Annotated in this window: 23 protein-coding genes; 20 read left to right on the plus strand and 3 right to left on the minus strand. The window is 61.5% G+C overall.

Annotated elements, in window-relative coordinates:
* Window positions 1-110 precede the first annotated feature (110 nt).
* Entirely contained in the window at window positions 111-539 is a 429-nt protein-coding gene (locus tag LH464_RS04990) for a DUF6455 family protein (RefSeq protein ID WP_226785266.1), read from the plus strand.
* Window position 540: 1 nt separating this feature from the next.
* On the opposite strand, the gene LH464_RS04995 is transcribed toward LH464_RS04990, so the two are convergent.
* Complete coding sequence (locus LH464_RS04995; protein ID WP_226785267.1) at window positions 541-969, minus strand: CoA-binding protein; 429 nt, start codon at window positions 967-969, stop codon at window positions 541-543.
* Window positions 970-1,124: 155 nt separating this feature from the next.
* Here LH464_RS04995 and LH464_RS05000 point away from each other — a divergent pair, with 155 nt between their 5' ends.
* The 7 genes from LH464_RS05000 to LH464_RS05030 all read left to right on the plus strand — a co-directional run bounded on the left by LH464_RS05000 (window position 1,125) and on the right by LH464_RS05030 (window position 6,047).
* Window positions 1,125-1,565 (plus strand): PaaI family thioesterase, encoded by a 441-nt coding sequence (locus tag LH464_RS05000; RefSeq protein WP_226785268.1) that lies wholly within the window; start codon window positions 1,125-1,127, stop codon window positions 1,563-1,565.
* A 236-nt stretch (window positions 1,566-1,801) separates the two neighbouring features.
* A complete protein-coding gene (gene rplM / locus LH464_RS05005; RefSeq protein ID WP_226785269.1) occupies window positions 1,802-2,266 on the plus strand; it encodes a 50S ribosomal protein L13 in 465 nt (154 codons plus the stop codon).
* Between the two features lie 2 nt (window positions 2,267-2,268).
* The gene (gene rpsI / locus LH464_RS05010) at window positions 2,269-2,736 is read left to right on the plus strand and encodes a 30S ribosomal protein S9 (RefSeq protein ID WP_226785270.1); all 468 of its coding nucleotides are present in this window, start codon (window positions 2,269-2,271) and stop codon (window positions 2,734-2,736) included.
* Window positions 2,737-2,878: 142 nt separating this feature from the next.
* Window positions 2,879-3,223, plus strand: a complete 345-nt coding sequence (locus tag LH464_RS05015; protein ID WP_226785271.1) for an antibiotic biosynthesis monooxygenase family protein — start codon at window positions 2,879-2,881, stop codon at window positions 3,221-3,223.
* Between the two features lie 28 nt (window positions 3,224-3,251).
* The gene (gene speB / locus LH464_RS05020; protein ID WP_226785272.1) at window positions 3,252-4,202 is read left to right on the plus strand and encodes an agmatinase; all 951 of its coding nucleotides are present in this window, start codon (window positions 3,252-3,254) and stop codon (window positions 4,200-4,202) included.
* Between the two features lie 73 nt (window positions 4,203-4,275).
* Window positions 4,276-5,208 (plus strand): N-acetyl-gamma-glutamyl-phosphate reductase, encoded by a 933-nt coding sequence (gene argC, locus LH464_RS05025; protein ID WP_226785273.1) that lies wholly within the window; start codon window positions 4,276-4,278, stop codon window positions 5,206-5,208.
* Window positions 5,205-6,047, plus strand: coding sequence for an aminoglycoside phosphotransferase family protein (locus tag LH464_RS05030; RefSeq protein WP_226785274.1), 843 nt, complete (start codon window positions 5,205-5,207; stop codon window positions 6,045-6,047). Before argC ends, LH464_RS05030 begins: the two co-directional genes overlap by 4 nt.
* On the opposite strand, the gene LH464_RS05035 is transcribed toward LH464_RS05030, so the two are convergent.
* On the minus strand, window positions 6,044-7,144 hold the full coding sequence (locus tag LH464_RS05035; protein ID WP_226785275.1) for a COX15/CtaA family protein: 1,101 nt from the start codon (window positions 7,142-7,144) through the stop codon (window positions 6,044-6,046). The two genes, LH464_RS05030 and LH464_RS05035, sit on opposite strands and share 4 nt — an antisense overlap.
* A 148-nt stretch (window positions 7,145-7,292) precedes the next feature.
* On the opposite strand from LH464_RS05035, the gene LH464_RS05040 reads away from it, so the two are divergent.
* Entirely contained in the window at window positions 7,293-7,508 is a 216-nt protein-coding gene (locus LH464_RS05040) for a DUF2842 domain-containing protein (RefSeq protein WP_226785276.1), read from the plus strand.
* 120 nt (window positions 7,509-7,628) lie between these two features.
* Window positions 7,629-8,843, plus strand: coding sequence for a GNAT family N-acetyltransferase (locus LH464_RS05045; RefSeq protein ID WP_226785277.1), 1,215 nt, complete (start codon window positions 7,629-7,631; stop codon window positions 8,841-8,843).
* A 13-nt stretch (window positions 8,844-8,856) separates the two neighbouring features.
* Here LH464_RS05045 and LH464_RS05050 read toward each other — a convergent pair whose 3' ends face one another.
* Entirely contained in the window at window positions 8,857-11,070 is a 2,214-nt protein-coding gene (locus tag LH464_RS05050) for a Wzz/FepE/Etk N-terminal domain-containing protein (RefSeq protein WP_226785278.1), read from the minus strand.
* A gap of 165 nt (window positions 11,071-11,235) precedes the next feature.
* On the opposite strand from LH464_RS05050, the gene LH464_RS05055 reads away from it, so the two are divergent.
* The 10 genes from LH464_RS05055 to LH464_RS05100 all read left to right on the plus strand — a co-directional run bounded on the left by LH464_RS05055 (window position 11,236) and on the right by LH464_RS05100 (window position 22,082).
* Window positions 11,236-11,811, plus strand: a complete 576-nt coding sequence (locus LH464_RS05055; RefSeq protein WP_226785279.1) for a polysaccharide biosynthesis/export family protein — start codon at window positions 11,236-11,238, stop codon at window positions 11,809-11,811.
* A 6-nt stretch (window positions 11,812-11,817) separates the two neighbouring features.
* Entirely contained in the window at window positions 11,818-12,957 is a 1,140-nt protein-coding gene (locus tag LH464_RS05060; RefSeq protein WP_226785280.1) for a glycosyltransferase family 4 protein, read from the plus strand.
* A 94-nt stretch (window positions 12,958-13,051) separates the two neighbouring features.
* On the plus strand, window positions 13,052-14,611 hold the full coding sequence (locus LH464_RS05065; protein ID WP_226785356.1) for an undecaprenyl-phosphate glucose phosphotransferase: 1,560 nt from the start codon (window positions 13,052-13,054) through the stop codon (window positions 14,609-14,611).
* Window positions 14,608-15,861 carry an O-antigen ligase family protein gene (locus LH464_RS05070; RefSeq protein ID WP_255648269.1) on the plus strand — a complete coding sequence of 418 codons (1,254 nt, stop codon included), beginning with the start codon at window positions 14,608-14,610 and terminating at the stop codon, window positions 15,859-15,861. Before LH464_RS05065 ends, LH464_RS05070 begins: the two co-directional genes overlap by 4 nt.
* Before the next feature lie 66 nt (window positions 15,862-15,927).
* The gene (locus LH464_RS05075) at window positions 15,928-16,182 is read left to right on the plus strand and encodes a DNA-binding protein (protein ID WP_226785281.1); all 255 of its coding nucleotides are present in this window, start codon (window positions 15,928-15,930) and stop codon (window positions 16,180-16,182) included.
* Window positions 16,183-16,281: 99 nt separating this feature from the next.
* Window positions 16,282-16,461 carry a hypothetical protein gene (locus tag LH464_RS05080; protein ID WP_226785282.1) on the plus strand — a complete coding sequence of 60 codons (180 nt, stop codon included), beginning with the start codon at window positions 16,282-16,284 and terminating at the stop codon, window positions 16,459-16,461.
* Window positions 16,462-16,639: 178 nt separating this feature from the next.
* Window positions 16,640-16,984: a hypothetical protein gene (locus tag LH464_RS05085; protein ID WP_226785283.1), complete on the plus strand. Its 345-nt coding sequence runs from the start codon at window positions 16,640-16,642 to the stop codon at window positions 16,982-16,984.
* A gap of 151 nt (window positions 16,985-17,135) precedes the next feature.
* Window positions 17,136-17,726 carry a TetR/AcrR family transcriptional regulator gene (locus LH464_RS05090; protein WP_226785284.1) on the plus strand — a complete coding sequence of 197 codons (591 nt, stop codon included), beginning with the start codon at window positions 17,136-17,138 and terminating at the stop codon, window positions 17,724-17,726.
* Between the two features lie 3 nt (window positions 17,727-17,729).
* Window positions 17,730-18,920, plus strand: a complete 1,191-nt coding sequence (locus LH464_RS05095) for an efflux RND transporter periplasmic adaptor subunit (RefSeq protein ID WP_226785285.1) — start codon at window positions 17,730-17,732, stop codon at window positions 18,918-18,920.
* A gap of 6 nt (window positions 18,921-18,926) precedes the next feature.
* A complete protein-coding gene (locus LH464_RS05100) occupies window positions 18,927-22,082 on the plus strand; it encodes an efflux RND transporter permease subunit (RefSeq protein ID WP_226785286.1) in 3,156 nt (1,051 codons plus the stop codon).
* Window positions 22,083-22,105 lie beyond the last annotated feature (23 nt).

Below are 22,105 nucleotides of genomic sequence, written 5' to 3' on the forward strand. Positions count from 1 at the left end.
CTCCGTCAGGCAGAATTGTATTTTGCAACAAGAAAGCCGTTTGCTTGATCCCGATCAAGGAAATTTGTTTCCCCATCGCTATCCTTGATGGAAAGTCAAAGGAGCTGGCCATGGGAATTCAGGCTCAACATGATCGCCGCAGTATTGCATCACGTTTCATGCACTGGTGCTCCGAGGCCTTGCAGGCCGCAACCGAGGCAGATGTTATCGGCCGCCTCGACGAACGGACGCTACAGGAAATCGCATATGATTGCGGGCTTTCGGCGGACCAGCTGAAGCTCTTGGCAAAGGCCGGGCCTCACTCCGCCGACGAGTTGAAGGCGCTGATGCTGGAGCTCAACATTGATCCAGCCGAGGTGCAGCGGCTACATCCCACCCATTTCCGCGACATGCAGATCAACTGTTCGCTGTGCGAGTCCAAGGACCGTTGCCACCGCGATCTGGCTGCACAGGTGCTGGAGCGGGAATACGTGCGATATTGCAGCAACGCGGACAATCTTGCGGGACTTCAGCACACATCACCTCAGTTGATGAGCTGATTCAGGTCATCAGCCGCGGATATTCGATGGCCGGGCAGCGGTCCATTACCATCTGGATGCCAGCGGCTTCCGCCTTGGCGGCAGCCTTGTCGTCCCGCACGGCCAACTGCCCCCAGATCACCTTCGGCCTCTGCGGCAGCGCAAGGGCGTCGTCGACAATTCCATCGAGATATTGCGCATTGCGGAAGACATCGACCATGTCGACTGGCTCGGGAATATCGGCAAGCGTGCCATAGACCTTCTGGCCGAGGATTTCCTTGCCAGCCTGCCCCGGATTGACCGGGATGACCCTGTAGCCCCTGGTCAGCAAGAAACGCATGACTCCGTGGCTTGGCCGATCCGGATTGGGTGAGGCTCCCAACAGGGCAATCGTCTTCGTGCCCTTGAGGATGGCGGCGATATAGTCGTTGTCGTAGCGGTCGTGGTTCATGGCTATTCCCAAAACGGATTTGAAGCTCCGTGTAGATCTAGGCTATGTCCGGCAAAATGCACCGCCGCCTATCCGATTTTCTGTCGCGCCAGCACTCCCTGGCTGCAGCTTGCGCAATTTCTTGCTAAGTCGGATGGACAGTGCCGGGAGGAAACATGCAGCCGATCATGACAATGGAGGAGATCCACGACTTCCTCGACCGCGAGTTTCCGCAGATCCATATGGACGGCCGCGTGCTGACGATCACGGATGTCCGACCGGGCGGCCTCACGATGCGGTTAGATCCCGAGGAGCGGCATTTGCGGCCCGGCGCCACCATCTCGGGACCATCGATGGTCATGCTGGCGGATGTCGCTGCCTATGCGGCCATCCTCGCGCATATCGGGCCAGTCGCACTTGCCGTCACGACCAGCCTCAACGTCAACTTCCTGCGCAAGCCGAAGCTTTCGCCGCTCTTCTGCAATTGCAGCATCCTCAAGCTGGGCAGGCGGCTGGCGGTCATCGACACCATCCTCACGCAGGACAGCAGCGGTGAAGCAGTCGCCCAGGCGACGGCGACCTATTCGATTCCCCCACGGCAGAATGAGGTACAATAATACCCCATATCTAGACGGTTGATTTCACAGGGTATTTTTTTGGACGCCCATAATCCGCTGCCTTGACGGAAAAATGACCTGCCGGTATAAGCCACGGCAGATTGCTGACCCTCGTGGTCGGCATTCTTTTTGACGGCATATTCTCCTCACAGGATTCTTGGCCGCCAATTCAAGCAACAAGAAACGCCCTCGCTTCGATCCGTCGAAGTCCCGGGTTCAAAAGAAAGAGTAACACCATGTCGACCTTCGTTCAGAAGCCCGCCGAGGTGGAGAAGAAGTGGATCATCATCGACGCCGAAGGGCTCGTTGTCGGTCGCCTCGCCACCCTCGTTGCCAATCGCCTGCGCGGCAAGCACAAGGCCACTTACACCCCGCACGTCGACGACGGTGACAATGTCATCATCATCAATGCGGAAAAGTGCGTCTTCACCGGCAAGAAGTATTCCGACAAAAAATATTACTGGCACACCGGTTACCCGGGCGGCATCAAGGAGCGCACAGCACGCGCCATCATCGAAGGCCGCTTCCCGGAGCGCGTTCTCGAGAAGGCCATTGAGCGCATGGTTCCGCGCGGCCCGCTCGGCCGTCGCCAGATGAAGAACCTGCGCGTTTACGCCGGCTCGAACCACCCCCATGAAGCACAGCAGCCGGTCGCTCTCGACGTGGCTTCGCTGAACAGCAAGAACACAAGGAGCGCCTGATAATGGCCGATCTTTCCTCTTTGAAGGACCTCGCTCCGGCGACCGAAAACCAGGCTCCGGTTCACGTCCGCAAGGTCGATGCGCAGGGCCGCTCCTACGCAACCGGCAAGCGCAAGAACGCCATCGCCCGCGTATGGGTCAAGGCTGGCTCGGGCAAGATCATCATCAACGGCCGTGACTTCACGGCTTACTTCGCCCGTCCGGTCCTGCAGATGATCCTGCAGCAGCCGCTGGTCGCCGCTGCCCGCTCCGGCCAGTTCGACATCATCGCCACCGTTACCGGTGGTGGTCTTTCCGGTCAGGCCGGCGCCGTTCGTCACGGTGTGTCCAAGGCCCTCACCTACTTCGAGCCGGCCCTGCGCGCCGTACTCAAGAAGGGTGGCTTCCTGACCCGCGACAGCCGCGTCGTCGAGCGTAAGAAGTACGGTAAGGCCAAGGCCCGCCGGTCCTTCCAGTTCTCGAAGCGTTAATCGTTTCGGACTGCAGACTTTCGAAAGGCGGAGCTTCGGCTCCGCCTTTTTTCGTTTGCAGCATCGATCAAGATTTGGAATTTGCGCATCACGCCGCAATACTCAACATGCCGGCCATCTCCATCGCTACCGAGAGCCTATCATGTCGACAGTTTCAGCCTCACCTTTTGCCCAGTTGCCAGAAGCGCCCTATTACATTGTCGCGTTCTCTTCCCGTCGTACCGAGGGCGAGAACGGCTATGGCACCATGGCCGATACCATGGTGAAACTGGCCGGCGAGCAGCCGGGCTTTCTGGGGGTCGAGAGCGCGCGGGGCACCGATGGCTTCGGCATCACCAACTCCTTTTGGGCGGACGAAGAGAGCATCCGGGCCTGGAAAGCCGTCGTGTCGCATATGGCAGCACAAAAGCTTGGACGCGAGCGGTGGTACGAGGAATATCAGGTGCGGATCGCTCGGGTTGAGCGCGCCTACGGTTTTGGCAAATAGGAACGAGACGACATAGGAACGAGACGACATGGCGAGCAAATCCATCGACAATGCGTTCACCGCAAAGTCTGTCCGCGGTGCAGCGACCGACCCGACCTATGCAGGCGCCCTCTCCTTCATGCGGCGCAGGTACTCCAAATCGCTGGAAGGGATCGACGCCGTCGTTCTCGGCATCCCCTTCGATGCCGCCGTGTCCAACCGGCCCGGCGCCCGGTTCGGGCCGCAGGCCATCCGGCGTGCGTCGGCAATCTTCGACAACGACCCGCAATACCCCTTCTCGCGTGATCTGTTCGAGGCCATGGCCGTCATCGACTATGGCGATGTGCTGCTCGACTACGGCAACCACCAGCAGACGCCGGGACTGATCGAGAAGGAAGCCGAGACGATTATTGCATCGGGCGCCTTTCTTCTGGGGCTTGGCGGCGATCATTTCATCACGTGGCCGCTGCTCAAGGCGCATGCGGCCAGGCACGGTCCCCTCGCGCTGGTCCATTTCGACGCGCACCAGGACACCTGGGACGACGACGGCCAGCGCATCGACCACGGCTCGTTCGTGGCTCGTGCCGCGCGTGAAGGCGTGATCGATCCTGCCCGCTCCATCCAGATCGGCATCCGGACACACGCCCCGCAAGACTTCGGCATCAAGATCCTGCACGGATACGAGGTCGAGGATCTCAGCGCCCAGGCGATCGCCGACCAGATCCTCGCCCATGTCGGCGACCGTGCCTGTTACCTCACCTTCGACATCGATTGCCTCGACCCGGCCTTCGCGCCGGGCACCGGCACACCGGTCGCAGGCGGCCCCTCCAGCGCCAAGATCCTTTCGGTGCTGCGCAAATTGCAGGGGCTCGATATCCGCGGTGCGGACGTGGTCGAGGTGGCTCCTGCCTACGATCATGCGGACGTAACCGCCATTGCTGGTGCAACGGTGGCCATGTATATGCTTGGATTGAAGGCGGAACGGCTCGCAGGACGCTGATGCGGCATCGGCACGTGCTCGAAGATCGAGTCAACCGACTGCGCTAACCAATTGAATTGACGGGACAAGGGCGATGGCAAAGATTTTCATTGATGGCGAACACGGCACTACGGGCCTGCAGATCCGCACGCGCCTGGCCGCCCGCCGCGACCTCGATCTCCTGTCTATCCCCGAAGCCGAACGCCGCAATCCGGCCATGCGGGAAGACCTGCTCAACAGCGCTGACATCGCAATCCTGTGCCTGCCCGACGATGCATCGCGCGAAGCTGTCGGCATGCTCGCCGGCAATAACAAGGTACGCATCATCGACACGTCGACGGCCTACCGCGTAGATCCTTCGTGGGCCTACGGCTTTGCAGAGATGGACAAGGCACAGAAGGCGAAGATCCGCGATGCGCGCCTTGTCTCCAATCCCGGCTGCTACCCGACGGGAGCAATCGGCCTCATCCGGCCGCTCCGGGCTGCCGGCGTCCTGCCGGACGGCTATCCGGTGAGCGTCAATGCGGTGTCCGGCTATACCGGCGGCGGCAAGCAGATGATCGCACAGATGGAAGACCCTGACCGCGAGGACGCGATTTCGGCCAACCACTTCGTCTACGGCCTGACGCTGAAGCACAAGCATGTGCCGGAAATGGAGATCCACGGCCTGCTGGACCGCGCGCCGCTCTTCTCCCCCGCTGTCGGACGGTTCCCGCAGGGAATGATCGTCCAGGTGCCGCTCTTCCTGCAGGATCTGAAGAACGGTTTTACACGCGAGAGCGTGCATAAGGTGCTGGTGGCGCATTATGCCGGCCAGAAGGTCGTCGAGGTGGTCGGCCTGGAGGAGAGCAAGAACCTCGCCCGGATCGACGCCGAGGAACTTGCCGGCCAGGACACGATGAAGCTCTTCGTCCTGGGCACGCCCGGCGGCGACCACATCAATCTCGTTGCGGTCCTCGACAACCTCGGCAAGGGAGCCTCCGGCGCCGCCGTGCAGAACATGGACGCCATGCTTTCGGCAGGATGACGACGAAGCTTCCATCACTGCCTACCGTCTGGCAGGTCGAGAGCGCGCGCCAGATTGCTGACACGGTAGTCGGCACCGTCTACGAGGTGACGCGCGCCGGCGGCGAGCGCGACATCGTCAAGGTGTTGAAGCCGAAAGCCCTGGACGACAGCCTTCGCGGCGCTGACTTCCTCGACTGGCGCAATGGCGCCGGGTGTGTGAGGCTCATCGCACGCTCCGACAATATCCTGCTGATGGAGCATGCGGGGACCCTGACGCTCAGGGACCGGATTGCCTCGCATGGCGACCGGGATGCGACGATGATCGCAGCCGCAGTGCTCAAGGAATATCACGGCGCTTCCGACCAGCGGCCACCCGCAAGCCTGCAGCCGCTCGACCGCTATTTCGAAAGCCTGTTCCGCAAGGCGAAGCAGGATCGCTCCGCCAACGGCAGCAGCATCTACGTCGAAGCCGCGGTGATGGCCCAGGAGCTTCTGGCCAACCAGCCGGACATGAAGCCGCTGCACGGCGACCTGCATCATGAGAACGTCATGCTCAGCCCGCGCGGCTGGATCGTCATCGATCCAGCCGGACTGGTCGGAGACCCGGCGCTCGATGTCGCCAACATGTTCTCCAATCCGATGGACCGTATCGACCTTACCCGAGACGAGGAGCGGATCGTCTGGATGGCGCAGGTGTTTGCCGAGACGCTGAACCGGGATATCCGCACGATCCTGCGCTACGCCTTTGCCTATGGCTGCCTGTCGGCAGCATGGCATGACGAGGACGGCAATGATGTCGAACGCGACAACGAACTAGCTGTCGCTGAAGCCGTCAATGCCGCCCTCGGCAGCACCTAGTTCAGAACCTTGACCGTCACTTCATGCGGGTACTCGCCAACGAAGGCGCGCCAGTGCGCGACGGCAAAGGCCAGAACGATCAACGCCATGCCCTGATGGGCCAGCGCCGTGTGGAGATGCACCTGCGACAGCAGCGTGGCGATGCCAATACCGGCCTGAACAAGGATGAGCCCGAGCATCACGACCGAACGGCGGGCGTGCGTCGTACCGGGAGCATCACGCAGCATCGCCACCATGTGCCAGATGGCCAGGAGGAGCAGCGCGTAGGCACCCATGCGATGCACGAACTGCACTGTCTTCGGGTTCTCGAAAAGATTGATCCACCACGGCTGCTGGATGAACAGATCGCCGGGGATGATAGCGCCGTCCATGAGCGGCCAGGTGTTGTAGGTCAATCCGGCGTCAAGCCCGGCAACCAGCGCGCCGAGGTAGATCTGCACCATGCAGAGAACCGCAACGAGAGCCGCCCCGGCCTTGGCCCGCCTATTGGGAGATGTGTCGTCGCTGTGCGGCGCAAGTCCACGCATGATCCAGACGCAGGCGGCGAAGATCAGACAGGCGATCGTCAGGTGGACGGCAAGACGATATTGCGAAACGCTGGTGAGCTTGCTCAGGCCCGAGGATACCATCCACCAGCCGATGAAGCCCTGGAACCCGCCAAGAGCGAGCAGACCTATCAGCGGCCGGCGAATGCGCGGCTCGATCTTGCCCGCAAGCCAGAAGAAGACCAGAGGCACTGCAAAGATGATGCCGATCCCACGGGCGAGGAAACGGTGCGCCCATTCCCACCAGAAGATCCCCTTGAACTCGTCCAGCGACATGCCCTTGTTGATCTGCTGGTATTGCGGAATACGCTTGTAGAGGTCGAACTCCTCCTGCCACTCGCCTGCGGATAGCGGCGGAATGATCCCGTGGATCGGCTTCCATTCGGTGATGGAAAGACCGGAACCTGTCAGGCGCGTTGCGCCGCCGACGATCACGAGACAGAAGAGCGTGACGATCACGATGCCGAGCCAGATGCGCACCAGCCTGCGATCGCGCTCACGCTTATGCGTGTGTCCAAGGATTTCCACTGCTGTTACGTCGGCCGCTGACATCGTCACTCCTGGGGGATTGGCGGTGGCAAGTCAAAATGCCCCGGTTTCTGGCGTTGATTTGCCCCATGGACCCGTGCAAAACAAGCCCCGGCGCTTTGCGGCATGCAGTCGCGGCCATTTTACGCGCCAGAACGCCAGGAGAATACAGATGCCGCAACGCCTGCGGAGCTTCATTGGAACAATCCTGATCATCTGCCTGGTGATCGTCTACGCGCTGCTTGCGACCACGATCGCCACCCTGACGCTTGCGACCTACCCTTGGTGGGTCCACCTGCTCTACTTCCTGTTCTCGGGCCTCGTCTGGATCCTGCCCGCCATGCTGATCATCAAGTGGATGGCAGGGCCGGTTCGCAAGAAGAACTGACAGCTCCGTTCCAGCGCGCTTAACCATAACACGATGGTGAGGAACGTTCGGGACCTCCTGTAAACTCAAAATTGGCAGGTCTGCCCTATGTTGCCCGTTGCAGCCCGGGACAGACTCCATATGCCAATTTCAAACGCCCAGTATGTGACGTCCGCCGACAAGGCCGCACCGACGCCTGCGGCGGAGCCCCTCTTCGCTTTCGCCGATCTGCGCCTGGACGTCGTGGATGATCCGTCCGAACTGGAAGCCGAATGGCGTTTGCTCGCCGCGCTGCCGCGCAATTCTCTGCATCAGGACTTCGACTGGTGCATGGCGTGGTGGTCCACCCACCGCCGGGCGCCGCTTATAGTCCGGGGCCGGATGCACGATCGTACAGTCCTCATCCTGCCGCTTGAGCAAGCGATCCAACTCACCTTGCGGATAGCGACCGTGCCCGGCGGCCGCTTCAACAACCTCAACAGCGGTTTGTTCAGCGCCGACTTTCCTGATCCTTCGCCGGAGGAACTCCGGCTAATCGTCGAATCCCTAAGCAAAATCCTGTCCCGAAGTGCCGACCTCCTGCTGGTCGACACGCTCGCTCGGACATGGGGCGGCTTTACGCATCCATTCGGCCGGCTCGCAACCGCCGAACATCCGACCCGGACCTTCCAGCTTCCCCTGCTGCGCGATACGGAGCAGACGATCCGCCAGCTGAACGCCAAGACCCGGAATCGGAGATACCGGATCCAGTGTCGCCGGCTGAACGCGGTCGGCGGCTTCGATCACATATGCCCAGGGTCTGCCGACGAACAGCATGCGCTTCTCGATCTCTTCTTTCAGCAGAAGGCGCAACGGTTCGCCGCCTTCGGTCTGCCGGATGTATTCCAGCCAGCCAGCGTGCGTGCATTTCTGCACGCCCTCATCGACCGGTCGCGGGACGGACCAGACCGCATCCTCACCATGCACGCGATCCGACTGCGAGAAGAAAAGGACGGGCGCATTGCCGCCATCGCGGCGCTGTCGCGCAAGGGCGGCCATGTCCTTTGTCAGTTCAGTTCAATTGACGAAGGGCTTCATCCGGAGGCAAGTCCCGGCGACCTGCTGTTCCGCCTGATGATCGAGCAGGCCATAGAAGAGGGCGCGACCGTCTTCGATTTCGGCCTGGGCGACCAACCCTACAAGCGCAGCTGGTGTACGCAGGAGACGGTCCTGCACGACATCCTCCTGCCGCTAACGCGGCGCGGCCGGCTTGCCTATCCCGTGCTCGCCGCGCTCCCTCGCGTGAAAGCCGCGGTCAAGAAGAACGCGGTCCTCTATTCACTGATGCAGAAGCTTCGGACCGCCGTCAGCCGCTAGCAATTCCTCAATGTTACGCAGCCCGGCTGCGGTCGGAGTTGAGTGCGGCCACGTCTGCGGCCATCACCAGCAGATTGTTGTAGCCTTCGAGCTTGAAGCTCTTCACCAGATCGGCAAGCGCCTCGCCGTCAGGATCGCTCACCGAGAAGATGATCTCGGCGTCGCGGCTGCGGGTCAGGCGCGCCACACCCTCCACATCTGCCGGACCGCATTCCAGGAGAACGAGGTCGTAGGCGTCCGAAAGTGCATCGACGATCATTGTCAGGCGTTCGACACCACGCATTGCGGCAACCGCATCGGCGTTTCCGTGCGGAACGATATGAGCTTCGGAAACGCGGTCCTGATGGATCGCCTCGCCAAACGCCGCATCGCCGCAAAGAAGATCCGTGATACCCGGCAATGGGCCGTCTACCATCAATCGGGTCGGGCATGCCGAACCCGTCATGTCGATGACGATGGCAGATTGCCCGCGATCAGCCACTTCTCGCGCCAACAAGACGGTGGCAGTCGATCCCCGGTCGCCCTCGGGCGATATCGCTATGGCAACGGATACGTCATAGCGAAGCAGGTATGTCGCAACGGTCTCTATGCTGAACGGCTCGTCCGTGGCCAAGGCCGGTGTTGGAGGTGATGCTGGGGCAGGTGTTGGGACTGATGCCATGGTTCGGGTTGATGCCTGGACTGCAGCCACGACAGGCGCAGGCTGCAAGAGTTCCGGCTCCTCGCGCACGTCTTCAACATCAGCGTTGAGCCGGTCGAATTCCGCAACCGCATCGGCCTGAATCTGGCGTGCGACCGTTTGCGCTTCGATCGGCCGTTCCTCACCCTCGTCAGGGAAGCGCAATGCCCTGCCCGAGAAGAGCTCGCTCATCATGATGGCGATCGCACTGAGGATCAGCGACGCGAGCGTCACGACGATGACGATCGGCAGCACCTTGGGGAAGTACGGCTCACGTGGTTCGATGGCGCTTGAAACGATGCGGGCATCGGCCGGTGCCGAGCCAGGATCCTGCCGGGATGCGGCCTCGCGATAGCGGGCAAGATAGGTTTCGAGAAGCTGCCGTTGTGCGGTCGCCTCGCGCTCGAGTGCGCGCAGTCCGACCTCGTCTTCGCCAACCCTGGCGGAATCCGCCTTCAACGTGTTCAGCTGCTGGACAAGCTGGCGCTCGCGAATACGAGAAACCTCCGCCTCGTTATCCAGGCTTGAGAGTATTTTCCGGGTCTCGCTGCCGATCTGTCGCTGAATGCCCTGAAGCTGCGCCCGAAGCCCCCGCAGGCGCGGATGGCTTTCCAAAAGCACGGTCGCCTGATCCGAGATCTGCGCCTGAACATTGGCCTCGGTCTCTTTCAGCCGCTGGATGACCTGCGAGCCGACGACATCCGCCAGAGTGTCCGATTCCCTGCCAGCCTCGACCGCAGTGCGGACATTTTCCGCCCGCGCTTCCGCATTGGCACGCTCGCCGCGGACGCGAGCAAGCTCTGTCGAAATATCGTTCAGCTGCTGCGATGCGAAGCTGCTGGTCTCGGTCGTCTGGAACAGGCCGGCATCGGAGCGATAGTCGGCAACTTTCCGCTCGGCTTCCCGCACGCGTTCCGTCAACGTGGCGATTTCCGGCTCAAGCCATTTTGCCGCGTTTGACTGCGTGTCGAGCTTGGCGCCGCTTTGCAGCGTCAGATAGACCTCTGCCATCTCGTTGGGGATCGCAGCCGCGAGTTTTGGATCGTGAGAAGAGAACTCGATCGCGATGACGCGGGAGTTCTCGACGGGGAATACCCTAAGCTTCTCCCGGAATTCACGGACGACACGTTCCTCCGGTGCCAGGTCCCGGGGGTTTTGCTTGACACCCAGCAGGACCAGAGGATTTGGAAACAGAGACTGGCTGTCCGGGTCGAACTCGGCGACCTCATATAGACGCAGATCCCGGGCAACCTGCTTTATCAGATCGCTGGACTGCAAAACCTCGGCCTGGCTTGCAATATTGAGTGCATCCAGGACGGGATCATTGCCCGCTTGCGGCTGCGCTCCCGAGAAACTGGGTGTGCGTGACTCGATCAGCAGCCTCGCCTCCCCCCTGAAGCTGGGCGTCATCAAGGTCGTTGCAGCGAAGGAGACCCCGGCTGCAAAAACAGCAATGCCGAGCACTCTTCCTCGACGCTGCCAGACCGCCGAGGCGAGGCGCCCCAGATCGATATCCGCGTCCTGATTGTTGCCCATTACGCCCGACATGCCCAAGCTCCAACCTTGCCAATACGCGCGATGGTAAACCCGTATGGTAACGCGACGGTTAATGGCTGCGATCGGACGACCGGGGGATGCGTGGGCTTTACTCGGTATTAACCCTAATGGTTCGATAACGGGTCTGTCCAATTGCACAGCCGGAGCTTGAAGCGAATGCCCTTCGCACGCAGAACATCCCTGATGGCACTCGCCCTCGCGTCTGTGGCGATGGGTCTGACGGCCTGTTCGACATCGCAGCCCGCACCGAAGTCCTTTCAGGAAGCAACCATTCAACCCTATCGCCTGGACAGCGGCGACCGGCTTCGCGTCACCGTGTTCGAGCAGCCCGGCCTGTCCAATAGCTATACGGTCGACCAGGCAGGCTACATCGCCTTCCCGCTGATCGGCCAGGTCGCCGCCCGCGGCGAGACCCTTCCCAAGCTTGAAGGTGCGATCGCTGCCCGCCTCAAGCAGGGATATCTCCGCGACCCGGATGTGACGATCGAAGTCGATCGCTACCGGCCCGTGTTCGTCATGGGCGAAGTGGGACGGCCTGGACAATATTCCTACGTTCCCGGCATGACCATCCAAAACGCGGTCGCAATTGCCGGCGGCTTCACCCCGCGCGGCTACCAGCGCGACGCCGACGTAACCCGGAGGATCAACGGCCAGGCCATCAGCGGGCGGACGCCGGTTTCGAGCCCCGTACTTGCCGGCGATACGATCTATGTCCGCGAGCGGCTGTTCTGATCGACCATGACCGATGCCGCAAAGCTGCGAATCCTGCACTGCTTCAGATCGCCGGTCGGCGGCATCTTTCGCCATGTCCGCGATCTGGTCGAAGAACAGCGGGCGGCCGGCCACGAGGTAGGCATTCTGTGCGACAGCACGACGGGCGGCGCCCATGAAGACCGGTTGTTCGACAGCATAACACCACTGCTTTCCCTGGGCCTGACGCGGATCCCGATGCGTCGCGCCATCACGCCTTCCGATCTCCCAGCCCTTTACAGGAGCTATAAGCATATCAAGAGCTTGCGGCCGGACATCTTGCACGGACACGGCGCCAAGGGTGGCGCACTTGCCCGTCTGATCGGCTCAACCTTGCGGGTAAACAAGTTTCGCGTAGCCCGCCTCTATTCGCCGCATGGCGGCAGCCTGCACTTCGATGCGTCCAGCCTGACCGGCAAGGCGATCCTCCGGCTGGAACGCTTCCAGGAGCGCTTCACCGACGCCCTCGTCTTCGTATGCGACTATGAGCGACGCACCTACGAAGCGAAGGTTGGGCACTCTCACACCCGCCAGCAGGTCATCCTCAATGGCGTTCGCGACCGGGAATTCGAGCCGGTGCCGGCGGGTTCCGATGCCGTCGATTTCCTCTATATCGGTATGCTGCGGGACCTGAAGGGACCGGACATCTTCATAGAAGCATTCGCGCAGACAGAACGTCAGTTGGGGCGCCCCCTGTCCGCGCTCATGATCGGCGACGGGCCGGACCGCGATCGCTACGAAGCCATGATCCTCGAACGCGGCCTCATGCGGCGGATACGGATGCAGGACGCCATGCCGGCACGGGAGGCTTTCGCCATGACACGCGCCGTCGTCGTCCCGTCTCGCGCCGAGGCCATGCCATACATCGTCATCGAGGCCCTTGCGGCCGGCAAGGTCGTCATCGCCTCCCGCGTCGGAGGAATTCCCGAAATCCTGGGCGCCGCGAGCGAGGCTCTCGCCACCCCCGGTGATGCCACCGACCTGTCCCGGATCATGGCACTGGCTGCCACCGATCCCGACTGGCACGACCGCGTCATGCCCAAGGCCACCGAATTCAGGTCCAGATTTTCGACGTCCGCCATGGCGAGCAACATGCTCGACCTGTACCGGAACGTGCTCAGCGCCTGATATCGGAACACAAGGCCCTAAAGCGTTTTTTAGCAACTTCCTGCTAGTCCGGGTGACAGAGCGGCCGGAGGTATGCCGCAGGAGGATCAGTGCGCTGAACGAACTGGGCAAAAAGGACCAATTCGACATCGAATCCCTGCGCCGTCAGGCCTCGGGTCAGATGACGGACGAGTCCGCGCGGGCCACGGAGGCCGAACCGGCCTCCGTACTCAACGCATTCGCACTTCAGATCGCCGAACAGTTTCGCGACGAGAATTATTCCCCGTCGATGCTGATCGGCCAGATCCGCCTCCTCGAATTCATGTCATTTCTGGCCATCGGCCTTCTTGCTGCCACGGCGCTGGCTGGAGCCGAAGGGACAGGGTTGGGCTGGAACCTCGCCGCCGTGACCGCAGGCGCGATCGTGACCGTGCTGCTGATGCAAGTGGCGGACGCCTATCACATCCCATCGCTGCGTAGCGCCTCGGTAGCCCGCAGGCAGATACTTGCAGCCGGCGCTGTCGGCTTTCTCGTATCGGCGGGAGGCCTCTATCTGGCGCAAGGTCAGGCCCACTCGATAACCGGCTATCTCACCTGGCTTGCCGGCATCGAACTGTTCCTGCTCATCGAGCGCCAGCTGGTGGCATTCGGCATACGCCACTGGGCCCGAAACGGCATCATGGAGCGGCGCGCGGTGATCGTCGGAGGCGGCGACCCTGCAAAGCAGCTGGTCCGCGCGCTGGAACAGCAGGCCGATAACGATATCCGCATTTGCGGCATCTTCGACGACCGGGGCTCCGCGCGCTCGCCGGCAGTGGTTGCAGGCTATCCGAAGCTTGGCACGTTTGCGGAATTGGTGGAATTTGCCCGCCTGGCCCGTGTCGACATGCTGATTATCGCGTTGCCGGCAACTGCCGAGGCCCGCATCCTGCAGCTCCTGCGCAAGCTGTGGGTCCTGCCGGTCGATATCCGGCTGGCCGCACATACGGACCGCCTGCGCTTCCGGCCCCGGTCCTACTCGCACATCGGCAGCGTGCCGATGTTCGACATTTTCGACAAACCGATCCGCGACTGGGATTCGGTCGCCAAGCGCACGTTCGACATTGCCTTCTGCCTGCTTTCCATCGCTCTCCTCTGGCCGGTGATGATCGGGGCCGCCATTGCAGTGAAGGCCACGTCGAAAGGACCGGTTCTCTTCGTGCAGAAGCGTCACGGCTTCAACAACGAGGTGATCGACGTTCTGAAGTTCCGCTCGATGTATACCAACCTGTCGGATCCGACCGCCAAGAAGGCGGTGACAAAGGGGGATCCTCGGGTCACGCGCGTCGGACGCTTTCTGCGCAAATCGTCGATCGATGAGTTGCCGCAACTCTTCAACGTCCTGCGGGGCGACCTGTCGCTCGTCGGGCCACGGCCGCACGCGGTCCACGCCCAAACCGGTGATCGCCGCTATGTGGATGTCGTGGAGAGCTACTTCGCCCGTCACCGGGTCAAGCCGGGTGTTACCGGCTGGGCGCAGATCAACGGCCTGCGCGGCGAACTGGACAGCGACGAAAAGATCCGCATGCGCACGGCCTACGATCTCCAGTATATCGAGAACTGGTCGCTGCTTTTCGACCTGAAGATCCTGTTCCTGACCCCGATCCGGTTGCTCAACGTGGAAAACGCATATTGAGCGTCATATCCCACGATGTCCGCGCCTCTGATGTCCGCCGATCGCTCGCGGGCCTGTCGGGATCGGCCATGATCGCCTTCGGCGTCTTCCTCTCCGGCTTCGTCATGTCGGAACCGGCGCCCTACGAATTGATCATGGCGGTGCAGATCGTGATCTGGTTCCTGTTCGGGCTGGCCATTTCGAGAACGGTCGCGGTCCCGCTTGCCCTGCTGCTCCTCTATAATGTCGGCGGGATGCTGTCGCTGCTGGTGATGCGGGATATCGGCGGCGGACCGATGTATGTCGCGGTCTCGACGTTCCTGGCGCTCACGACCATTCTTTATGCCGCCGTCATCGAGGAACGGCCGCAGCGTCTTGAACTGATCTTCAAGGCCTGGGTTGCCGCCGCCATTATTACCTCGATACTTGGCGTTCTCGGCTATTTCCATGCCTTCCCCGGCGCCGAAGCCTTCACGCGCTATGATCGCGCCATGGGAGCATTCCAGGATCCCAACGTCTTCGGGCCTTTTCTGATCGCCCCCATCCTCTACCTCCTTCACCGGCTTCTGACCGGGCGGCTAGAACAGGCCCCGCTTGTCGTCGCAGGCCTGCTTGTCCTGGTGTTCGGCGTCTTCCTTTCCTTTTCGCGCGCAGCCTGGGGATTGCTGCTGTTCAGCAGCGTGTCACTGATCTTCCTCATGCTGCTCAAGGAGCGTACCGCTGCGTTCCGACTGAAGATCCTGGCACTGTCGCTCGCTGCCGTCGTGCTTCTGGTACTCGCGCTGATCATCGCCCTGCAGTTCGACAAGGTCGCCGACCTCTTCACGACGCGCGCCCGTCTCGTTCAGGACTACGACGGTGCCCATATGGGCCGTTTCGATCGCCACAAGATCGGCTTCCTTTTGGCCATGGAGCGGCCGCTCGGCATCGGGCCGATGGAACTCGGGAAAATGTACGGTGAGGACGAGCACAATATCTGGCTGAAGTCCCTCACCACCTATGGCTGGCTGGGCTTCATCTCCTACGTCGTCCTGATCGGCTGGACCCTTGCCGCCGGGTTCAGATACCTGCTCCGCGAACGTCCGTGGCAGCCGCATCTGATGATCGCCTGGATCACGATCCTCGGACACTGCCTGATCGGCAATGTCATCGATACGGACCACTGGCGACACTTCTATCTCCTGCTCGGCATAGTCTGGGGCTGTATTGCGCTCGAGCAACGCCATCAGAAGACGAAACGTATCCCGGCCGGGCCAAATTCGGCCGCTTGACTTCCGGTCCACACGCACCAGATTCCAAACATGCTTACAGGAATACAATTGCGCGCCGGGCGTGCCATGGCAGGCTTATCAGTGACGGAGCTTGCGAACACCACAGGTCTTTCCACCGACGCAATCGAAGAGGCCGAAACGGCGACCGCCGTGGATCCGGCTGTCGTCGAGCGATTGCGCCTCACACTGGAATCGAAGGGCGTGGTCTTTCTGGCGGCGGGCGAGGACAATCCGGGCGCCGGCCCCGGGGTCCGGCTTCGGCAACGCAATGCTGACGACGGCATTCGCCCCCAGAATCTCAGCTCCGCCAACGACGGCTAGCTCCCCTGCACGATGCCCAAGGCTCGGTCGAAACTTCATTCGCTGCGGAACTTCTCGGCATAACGGGCGTTGTACCGGATATGCGTGCTGGGGAAACACATGAGCGAGCGTATCGATGCAGGTCAGATCGGTCTTCGCAAGGTCTGGAGCGTAAGCGAGTTCGCAAAACGCTACAGGCTCGAAAGAGAAGAGGAAAACCGTCTTCTAAAGCTGCTGGGACCATTTGCATCGGAGCAGGAATTGCTCATGAATGCGTCACGCGCACCCCGGTTCCGCTAGACTGAATTCCGAACGAGATTCGAACGGCAAAAGGCTGCAGCTAGAGGCAGCGGCCTTGTTCTGCTCGCGTTTTCGGGCGGCGTAACATAACAGAGGCAGTCCGCGCGGGACTTGATCATCCCACCCGCGTCGCCTGTCGTATCAGTGGAGCGAGAACTCGCCCTTACGGAGAAATACCATGCTGAAAATGTTGGCAAAAACGGGACTAACCCTAGCTCTGGCACTCGGCACAGCGGGGGCCGGTTCAACGATCGCCAATGCACAGGATATCGAATTGCGGATCGGCCCCGATGGCGTCCGTCCGGTTATCCGTGATCGTGACCGTGATCGCGACTATGAGCGCAGGGATCGCCGCCGCGACGAATGCAGCCCGCGCGAAGCACTGTCGATCGCACGTGACGAAGGCCTCCGGCGCGCAGAAGTCACCCGCGTTACCCGTCGTAGCGTGACGGTCGAAGGTATGACGCGACGCGGCCCCGATCGTATCGTCTTTGCAAATGTTCGCGGCTGCCCGGAAATCTAGACCAGCCTGACAAACTTGAAAGCCCCGCCACTGCGGGGCTTTTTCGTAACTGGCGCTAACCTGCTATAGGCTTCTGTGCAAGGAGCCAGAATTTTTCTTGCATTAAAATACGAACGTTCATAAATTAATCCCAATCTTTCTGGAGATTGAATTGGGACGCACGAGAAAAATAACAACTGACGACATTCTGGATGCCGCGGAACGCGTCGTGACGCGGCTTGGCGCGGCGGGTCTGTCTATTGACGCCGTTGCACAGGAAGCGGGTGTCAGCAAATCCCGGGTCGTCTACGATCACAAATCGAAGAGCGCTCTTCTCGAAGCCCTGATCGACCGCACGCTGTCTGAGGAATTCAAGCGTGTGAAACAGTCCGTCGAAGCGCATACTCACGCCCCTCACCCCGAACTTTTCGGGAGGATCACACTGGCTGAACAGGCGCCGGACGACATCGACAGGGCCGTCGCCCTGGCGATCAGCGCCGCCATGTCCACGGAAGAAAAGGTGCAGCGACAGATGCGCGAGTGGACTGCGACAGACCTCAAGGCGATGTCCGGCGGCAAGCATCCCAAGGCTGCACTGATGGCCTACCTCGCACTTACGGGCTTTTACTGTACCGAACTCTTCAGTTTTCACCGCTGGGACGCGGAACAGCGGACTGAAATCCTCGAAGGCATCAGGACGATCTACGCCACCTACCCCGACAACGCCCAATTTGTTCCCCAAGATGACACGCCAAGGGTTTGAACCATGATTACTCTTCTGTCTCCCCGCCTGAAGGCCTACCTGCTCACCGGCGTCCTAGTCGCAACCTCGACCGGGTATGCCGCAGCCCAATCCGGTGGCGAAATGCCACCGCCCGCGGTCGGTGTCGTCGAACTGGCGGCTCGTGCGGTGCCTGTGATGAGCGAACTGCCGGGCCGCATTGCGGCAACGCGGGTTGCCGAGGTACGGGCCCGTGTCTCCGGCATCCTCCAGGAGCGGGTTTTCGCACAGGGAAGCCTGGTGAAGGAGGGCGACGTGCTCTACCGCATCGATCCGAGGCTCTTCCGGGTTCGTGTCGCCAGCGCCGAGGCATCACTGCAGAAGGCGAAGGCCGTGCAGCAGAACGCCCGCCAGCAGCTCGAGCGCCAGAAGACATTGCGCGAGCGCAACGTCGCCACAGGCATCGATTACGATACGGCCGCGGTCAATCTGGCGCAGGCCGACGCGGACGTAGCTCTTGCTGAAGCAATGCTCGAAGAGGCGCAGATCAACCTCGAGTATACCGAGGTCCGTGCGCCCATTACCGGCATTATCGGAGCGGCACTCGTCACCGAAGGCGCACTTGTCACGGCGGATGGAACCTCGAATCTTGCGCTCATCCAGCAGGTCGATCCCGTCTATGCCGACTTCACCCAATCGGCGCAGGACCTGATGAACCTCAAGCGGGCCGTCGAACAGGGCAAGCTTGCCAGTCCCGCTCCCGGTCAGGCTCGCGTCGAACTCGTGTTTGACAACGGCACGGTCTACGGCGATTCCGGCCGACTGCTGTTTGCAAGCGCCAGTGTCGAGCCTACGACCGGCCAGGTGACGCTGCGTGCAGAATTCCCGAACCCCAAGGGAGACCTCCTGCCGGGCATGTATGTTCGCGTCCGCGTCGAGCAGGCCATCCGCGAGGCCGCGGTGACCGTTCCCCAGCGGGCGGTGTTGCGCACGGAAGCGGGCCAGGCGCAGGTCTACGTTGTCGATGCCGAGGGTACCGCAGAGCTCCGCAATATCACTCTCGGCGCCGTCACCGGTTCGGACTGGGTGGTCGAATCCGGTCTGAACGATGGCGACAGCGTCATCGTCGATGGCGTCCAGAAGGTACAACCCGGCGGAAAGGTCGCTGCGGAGCCGTGGACGCCCACGGCCAGCCCAGGCGACCAGAACTCCCGACAAGATCAGGCGACCGAGTAACCGATCATGGCACACTTCTTTATCAGGCGCCCCATTCTTGCGTGGGTCTTCGCTATCTTCATTTCAATCGCCGGCGTGATCGCCCTGCCCTTCCTGCCGATCGCGCAGTACCCAAAGGTCGCGCCGCCGCAGATAACGATTTCGACCTCCTACCCCGGCGCGTCACCGCAGGAAATCTATCAGGGAGTGACCCGGCAGATCGAGGAGGAGTTGAACGGGGTCGAAGGCCTGCAGTACTTCGAATCCACGTCCGACAATTCCGGCTCGGTGAGCATCAACGCGACCTTCGTCGCCGGCACGGATATCGACCAGGCTTCCGTCAACGTGCAGAACGCCATCCGCCGCGTCGAGGCCCGCCTCCCGGCGACCGTGCGGTCTCAGGGCATCAATGTCGAGGAAGCCGGATCGGGCTTCCTGATGATCGTGTCGCTGACATCCACCGACGGCACACGCGACGAGGTCGCCCTCGGCGACTACCTGAACCGCAATGTTCTCGGTGAACTGCGCCGTATCGACGGCGTCGGCCGCGTCCAGCTCTTCGCAGCGCAGCGTGCGCTTCGCGTCTGGGTCGATCCCGACAAGATGGTCGGCCTCAACCTTACGGCCGAAGACGTCAATGCGGCGATTACCGCCCAGAATGCGCAGGTTGCCGCTGGCCAGATCGGCGCAGCGCCCAATCCCGTCACGCAGGACATCACCGCCACCGTCCTCGTCCAGGGCCAGCTGACGAATGTCGCGCAATTCGAGCAGATCATCCTGCGTGCCAATCCAGACGGCTCGACCGTCCGACTTAAGGATATCGCCCGCGTCGAGGATGGTGCGGAGACCTACAACTTCTCCAGCCGGCTCAATGGCCAGCCCAGTGCTGCGGTAGCAATCCAGCTGTCCTCCACCGGCAATGCCGTCGCTGTCTCCAATGCCGTCCAGGAGAAGATGGCGGAGCTTTCGCGATTCTTCCCGGCCGGCGTCGAGTACTCCGTACCCTACGACACCAGCCCCTTCGTGTCCGCTTCGATCGAGAAGGTCCTCTATACGCTGGTCGAGGCGGTCGTTCTCGTCTTCGTCGTGATGTTCATCTTCCTCCAGAACTTCCGGTACACCATCATTCCCACGCTGGTGGTTCCTGTCGCGCTGCTCGGAACAGTGGCGGTCATGTACGCCACGGGCTTCTCGATCAACGTGCTGACCATGTTCGCCATGGTTCTGGCGATCGGCATTCTCGTCGACGACGCAATCGTCGTGGTCGAGAACGTCGAGCGCATCATGGCGACGGAAGGATTGTCCCCGAAGGCCGCAACCAGGAAAGCCATGAGCCAGATTACCAGTGCGATCCTCGGGATCACGCTGGTTCTGTCGTGCGTCTTCATCCCCATGGCGTTCTTTCCGGGCTCGACCGGTATCATCTATCGCCAGTTCAGCTTGACGATGGTGACGTCGATCCTGTTCTCGGCCTTTCTGGCGCTTTCACTCACCCCCGCCCTCTGCGCGACCTTCCTGAAGCCGATCAAGGGCGGGCATCACGAGAAGAAGGGCGTCGGCGGCTGGTTCAACCGCAAGTTCGATGGGCTGACCTCGCGCTATACTATTGCCGTCGCCGGAATAGTGCGGCGTGCGGGACGCATGATGGTCGTCTATCTGGCACTCGTGATCGGGCTGGGATACCTGTTCGTCAACCTGCCGAGCTCGTTCGTTCCGAACGAGGATCAGGGCTTCCTCATCGTCGACATCCAGGGCCCGCCGGAGGCGAGTGCCAACCGTACCCTCGCATCGGTCAAACAGATCGAGTCGATCTTCTCCGCCGAACCGGCGGTCGAGAACATCGTGTCCATCCTGGGCTTCAGCTTCTCGGGGAACGGGGCTAATGCGGCTCTCGCCTTCGTGACGCTGAAGGACTGGGCGGAACGCGGAGAAGGCAATTCGGTCCAGGAGATCGCCGACCGGGCGAACATGCAGCTGTTCGGCCTCAAGGACGCAACCACCTTCGCTCTCTCTCCTCCTCCGATCGAAGGCTTCGGCACATCGAGCGGTTTCTCCTTCAGGCTCCAGGATCGCACCGGCCTTGGGCAGGATGCGCTCAAGAAGGCAGGCGATCAACTCCTGGCGAAAGCCTCGCAGAGCGGGATCGTGACCGGCGTGCGCATGGAAGGGTTGCCGGACGCAGCGCAGGTTCTCCTCGTCATCGACCGCGAAAAGGCGAACACGTTCGGCGTTTCCTTCGCCGATATCAACAACGCCATCACCGCCAATCTCGGCTCGTCCTACATCAACGACTATCCGAATGCGGGACGCATGCAGCGCGTCATCGTGCAGGCGGACGATCGCGAGCGTCTGCAGGTCGAGGATGTTCTCAATCTGAACGTGCGCAATGCGAGCGGCGGGATGGTTCCCCTGTCATCCTTCGCCATTGCCCAGTGGCAGAAGGGTGCTCCGCAGATCGTCGGCTACAACGGCTATCCGACGATGAGGATCTCCGGCGCGCCGGTGCCTGGCCAATCGTCGGGCGCGGCTATCGCCGAGATGGAGCGGTTGGCGGCGGAACTGCCGGAAGGTTTCGGCTTCGAATGGTCGGGACAGTCGCTGGAAGAAATCACCTCGGGCACGCAGGCTCCTATCCTGTTCAGCCTCAGTATTTTGTTCGTCTTCCTGCTTCTGGCTGGTCTCTACGAAAGTTGGTCCATTCCTCTTGCGGTGATGCTGGTCGTGCCCTTGGGCGTCATCGGCTCGGTTCTCGCCGTCATGCTGCGGGACATGCCGAACGACATCTACTTCAAGGTCGGGCTGATCGCGATCATCGGGCTTTCAGCAAAGAACGCCATCCTGATCGTGGAATTTGCGAAGGACTACTACGCCGAGGGCCGATCCCTCATGGATTCCGCGGTGGATGCAGCCCGGGTGCGTTTCCGCCCGATCATCATGACGTCGCTGGCATTTACGCTCGGCGTCGTGCCGCTTGCCATCGCGACCGGTCCGAGCGCGGCCAGCCAGAATGCCATCGGCACGGGCGTGCTCGGCGGAATGATCTCCGCAACAGTCCTGGCGGTGTTCTTCGTCCCGGCCTTCTTCGTCTTCGTCCTCAAGCTCCTGCGGGTGAAGCCGCCGGTGGAGGAGGACAAGGATGAGGTGGCGGCACCGCGGGAGCCTGCAACAGATCCTGTTCGCTAAGTGCCAAGAATGGTTTGATGCGA

The sequence above is a fragment of the Pseudorhizobium xiangyangii genome (genome assembly GCF_020531965.1).
GTDB classification, from domain to species: Bacteria; Pseudomonadota; Alphaproteobacteria; order Rhizobiales; family Rhizobiaceae; genus Neorhizobium; species Neorhizobium xiangyangii.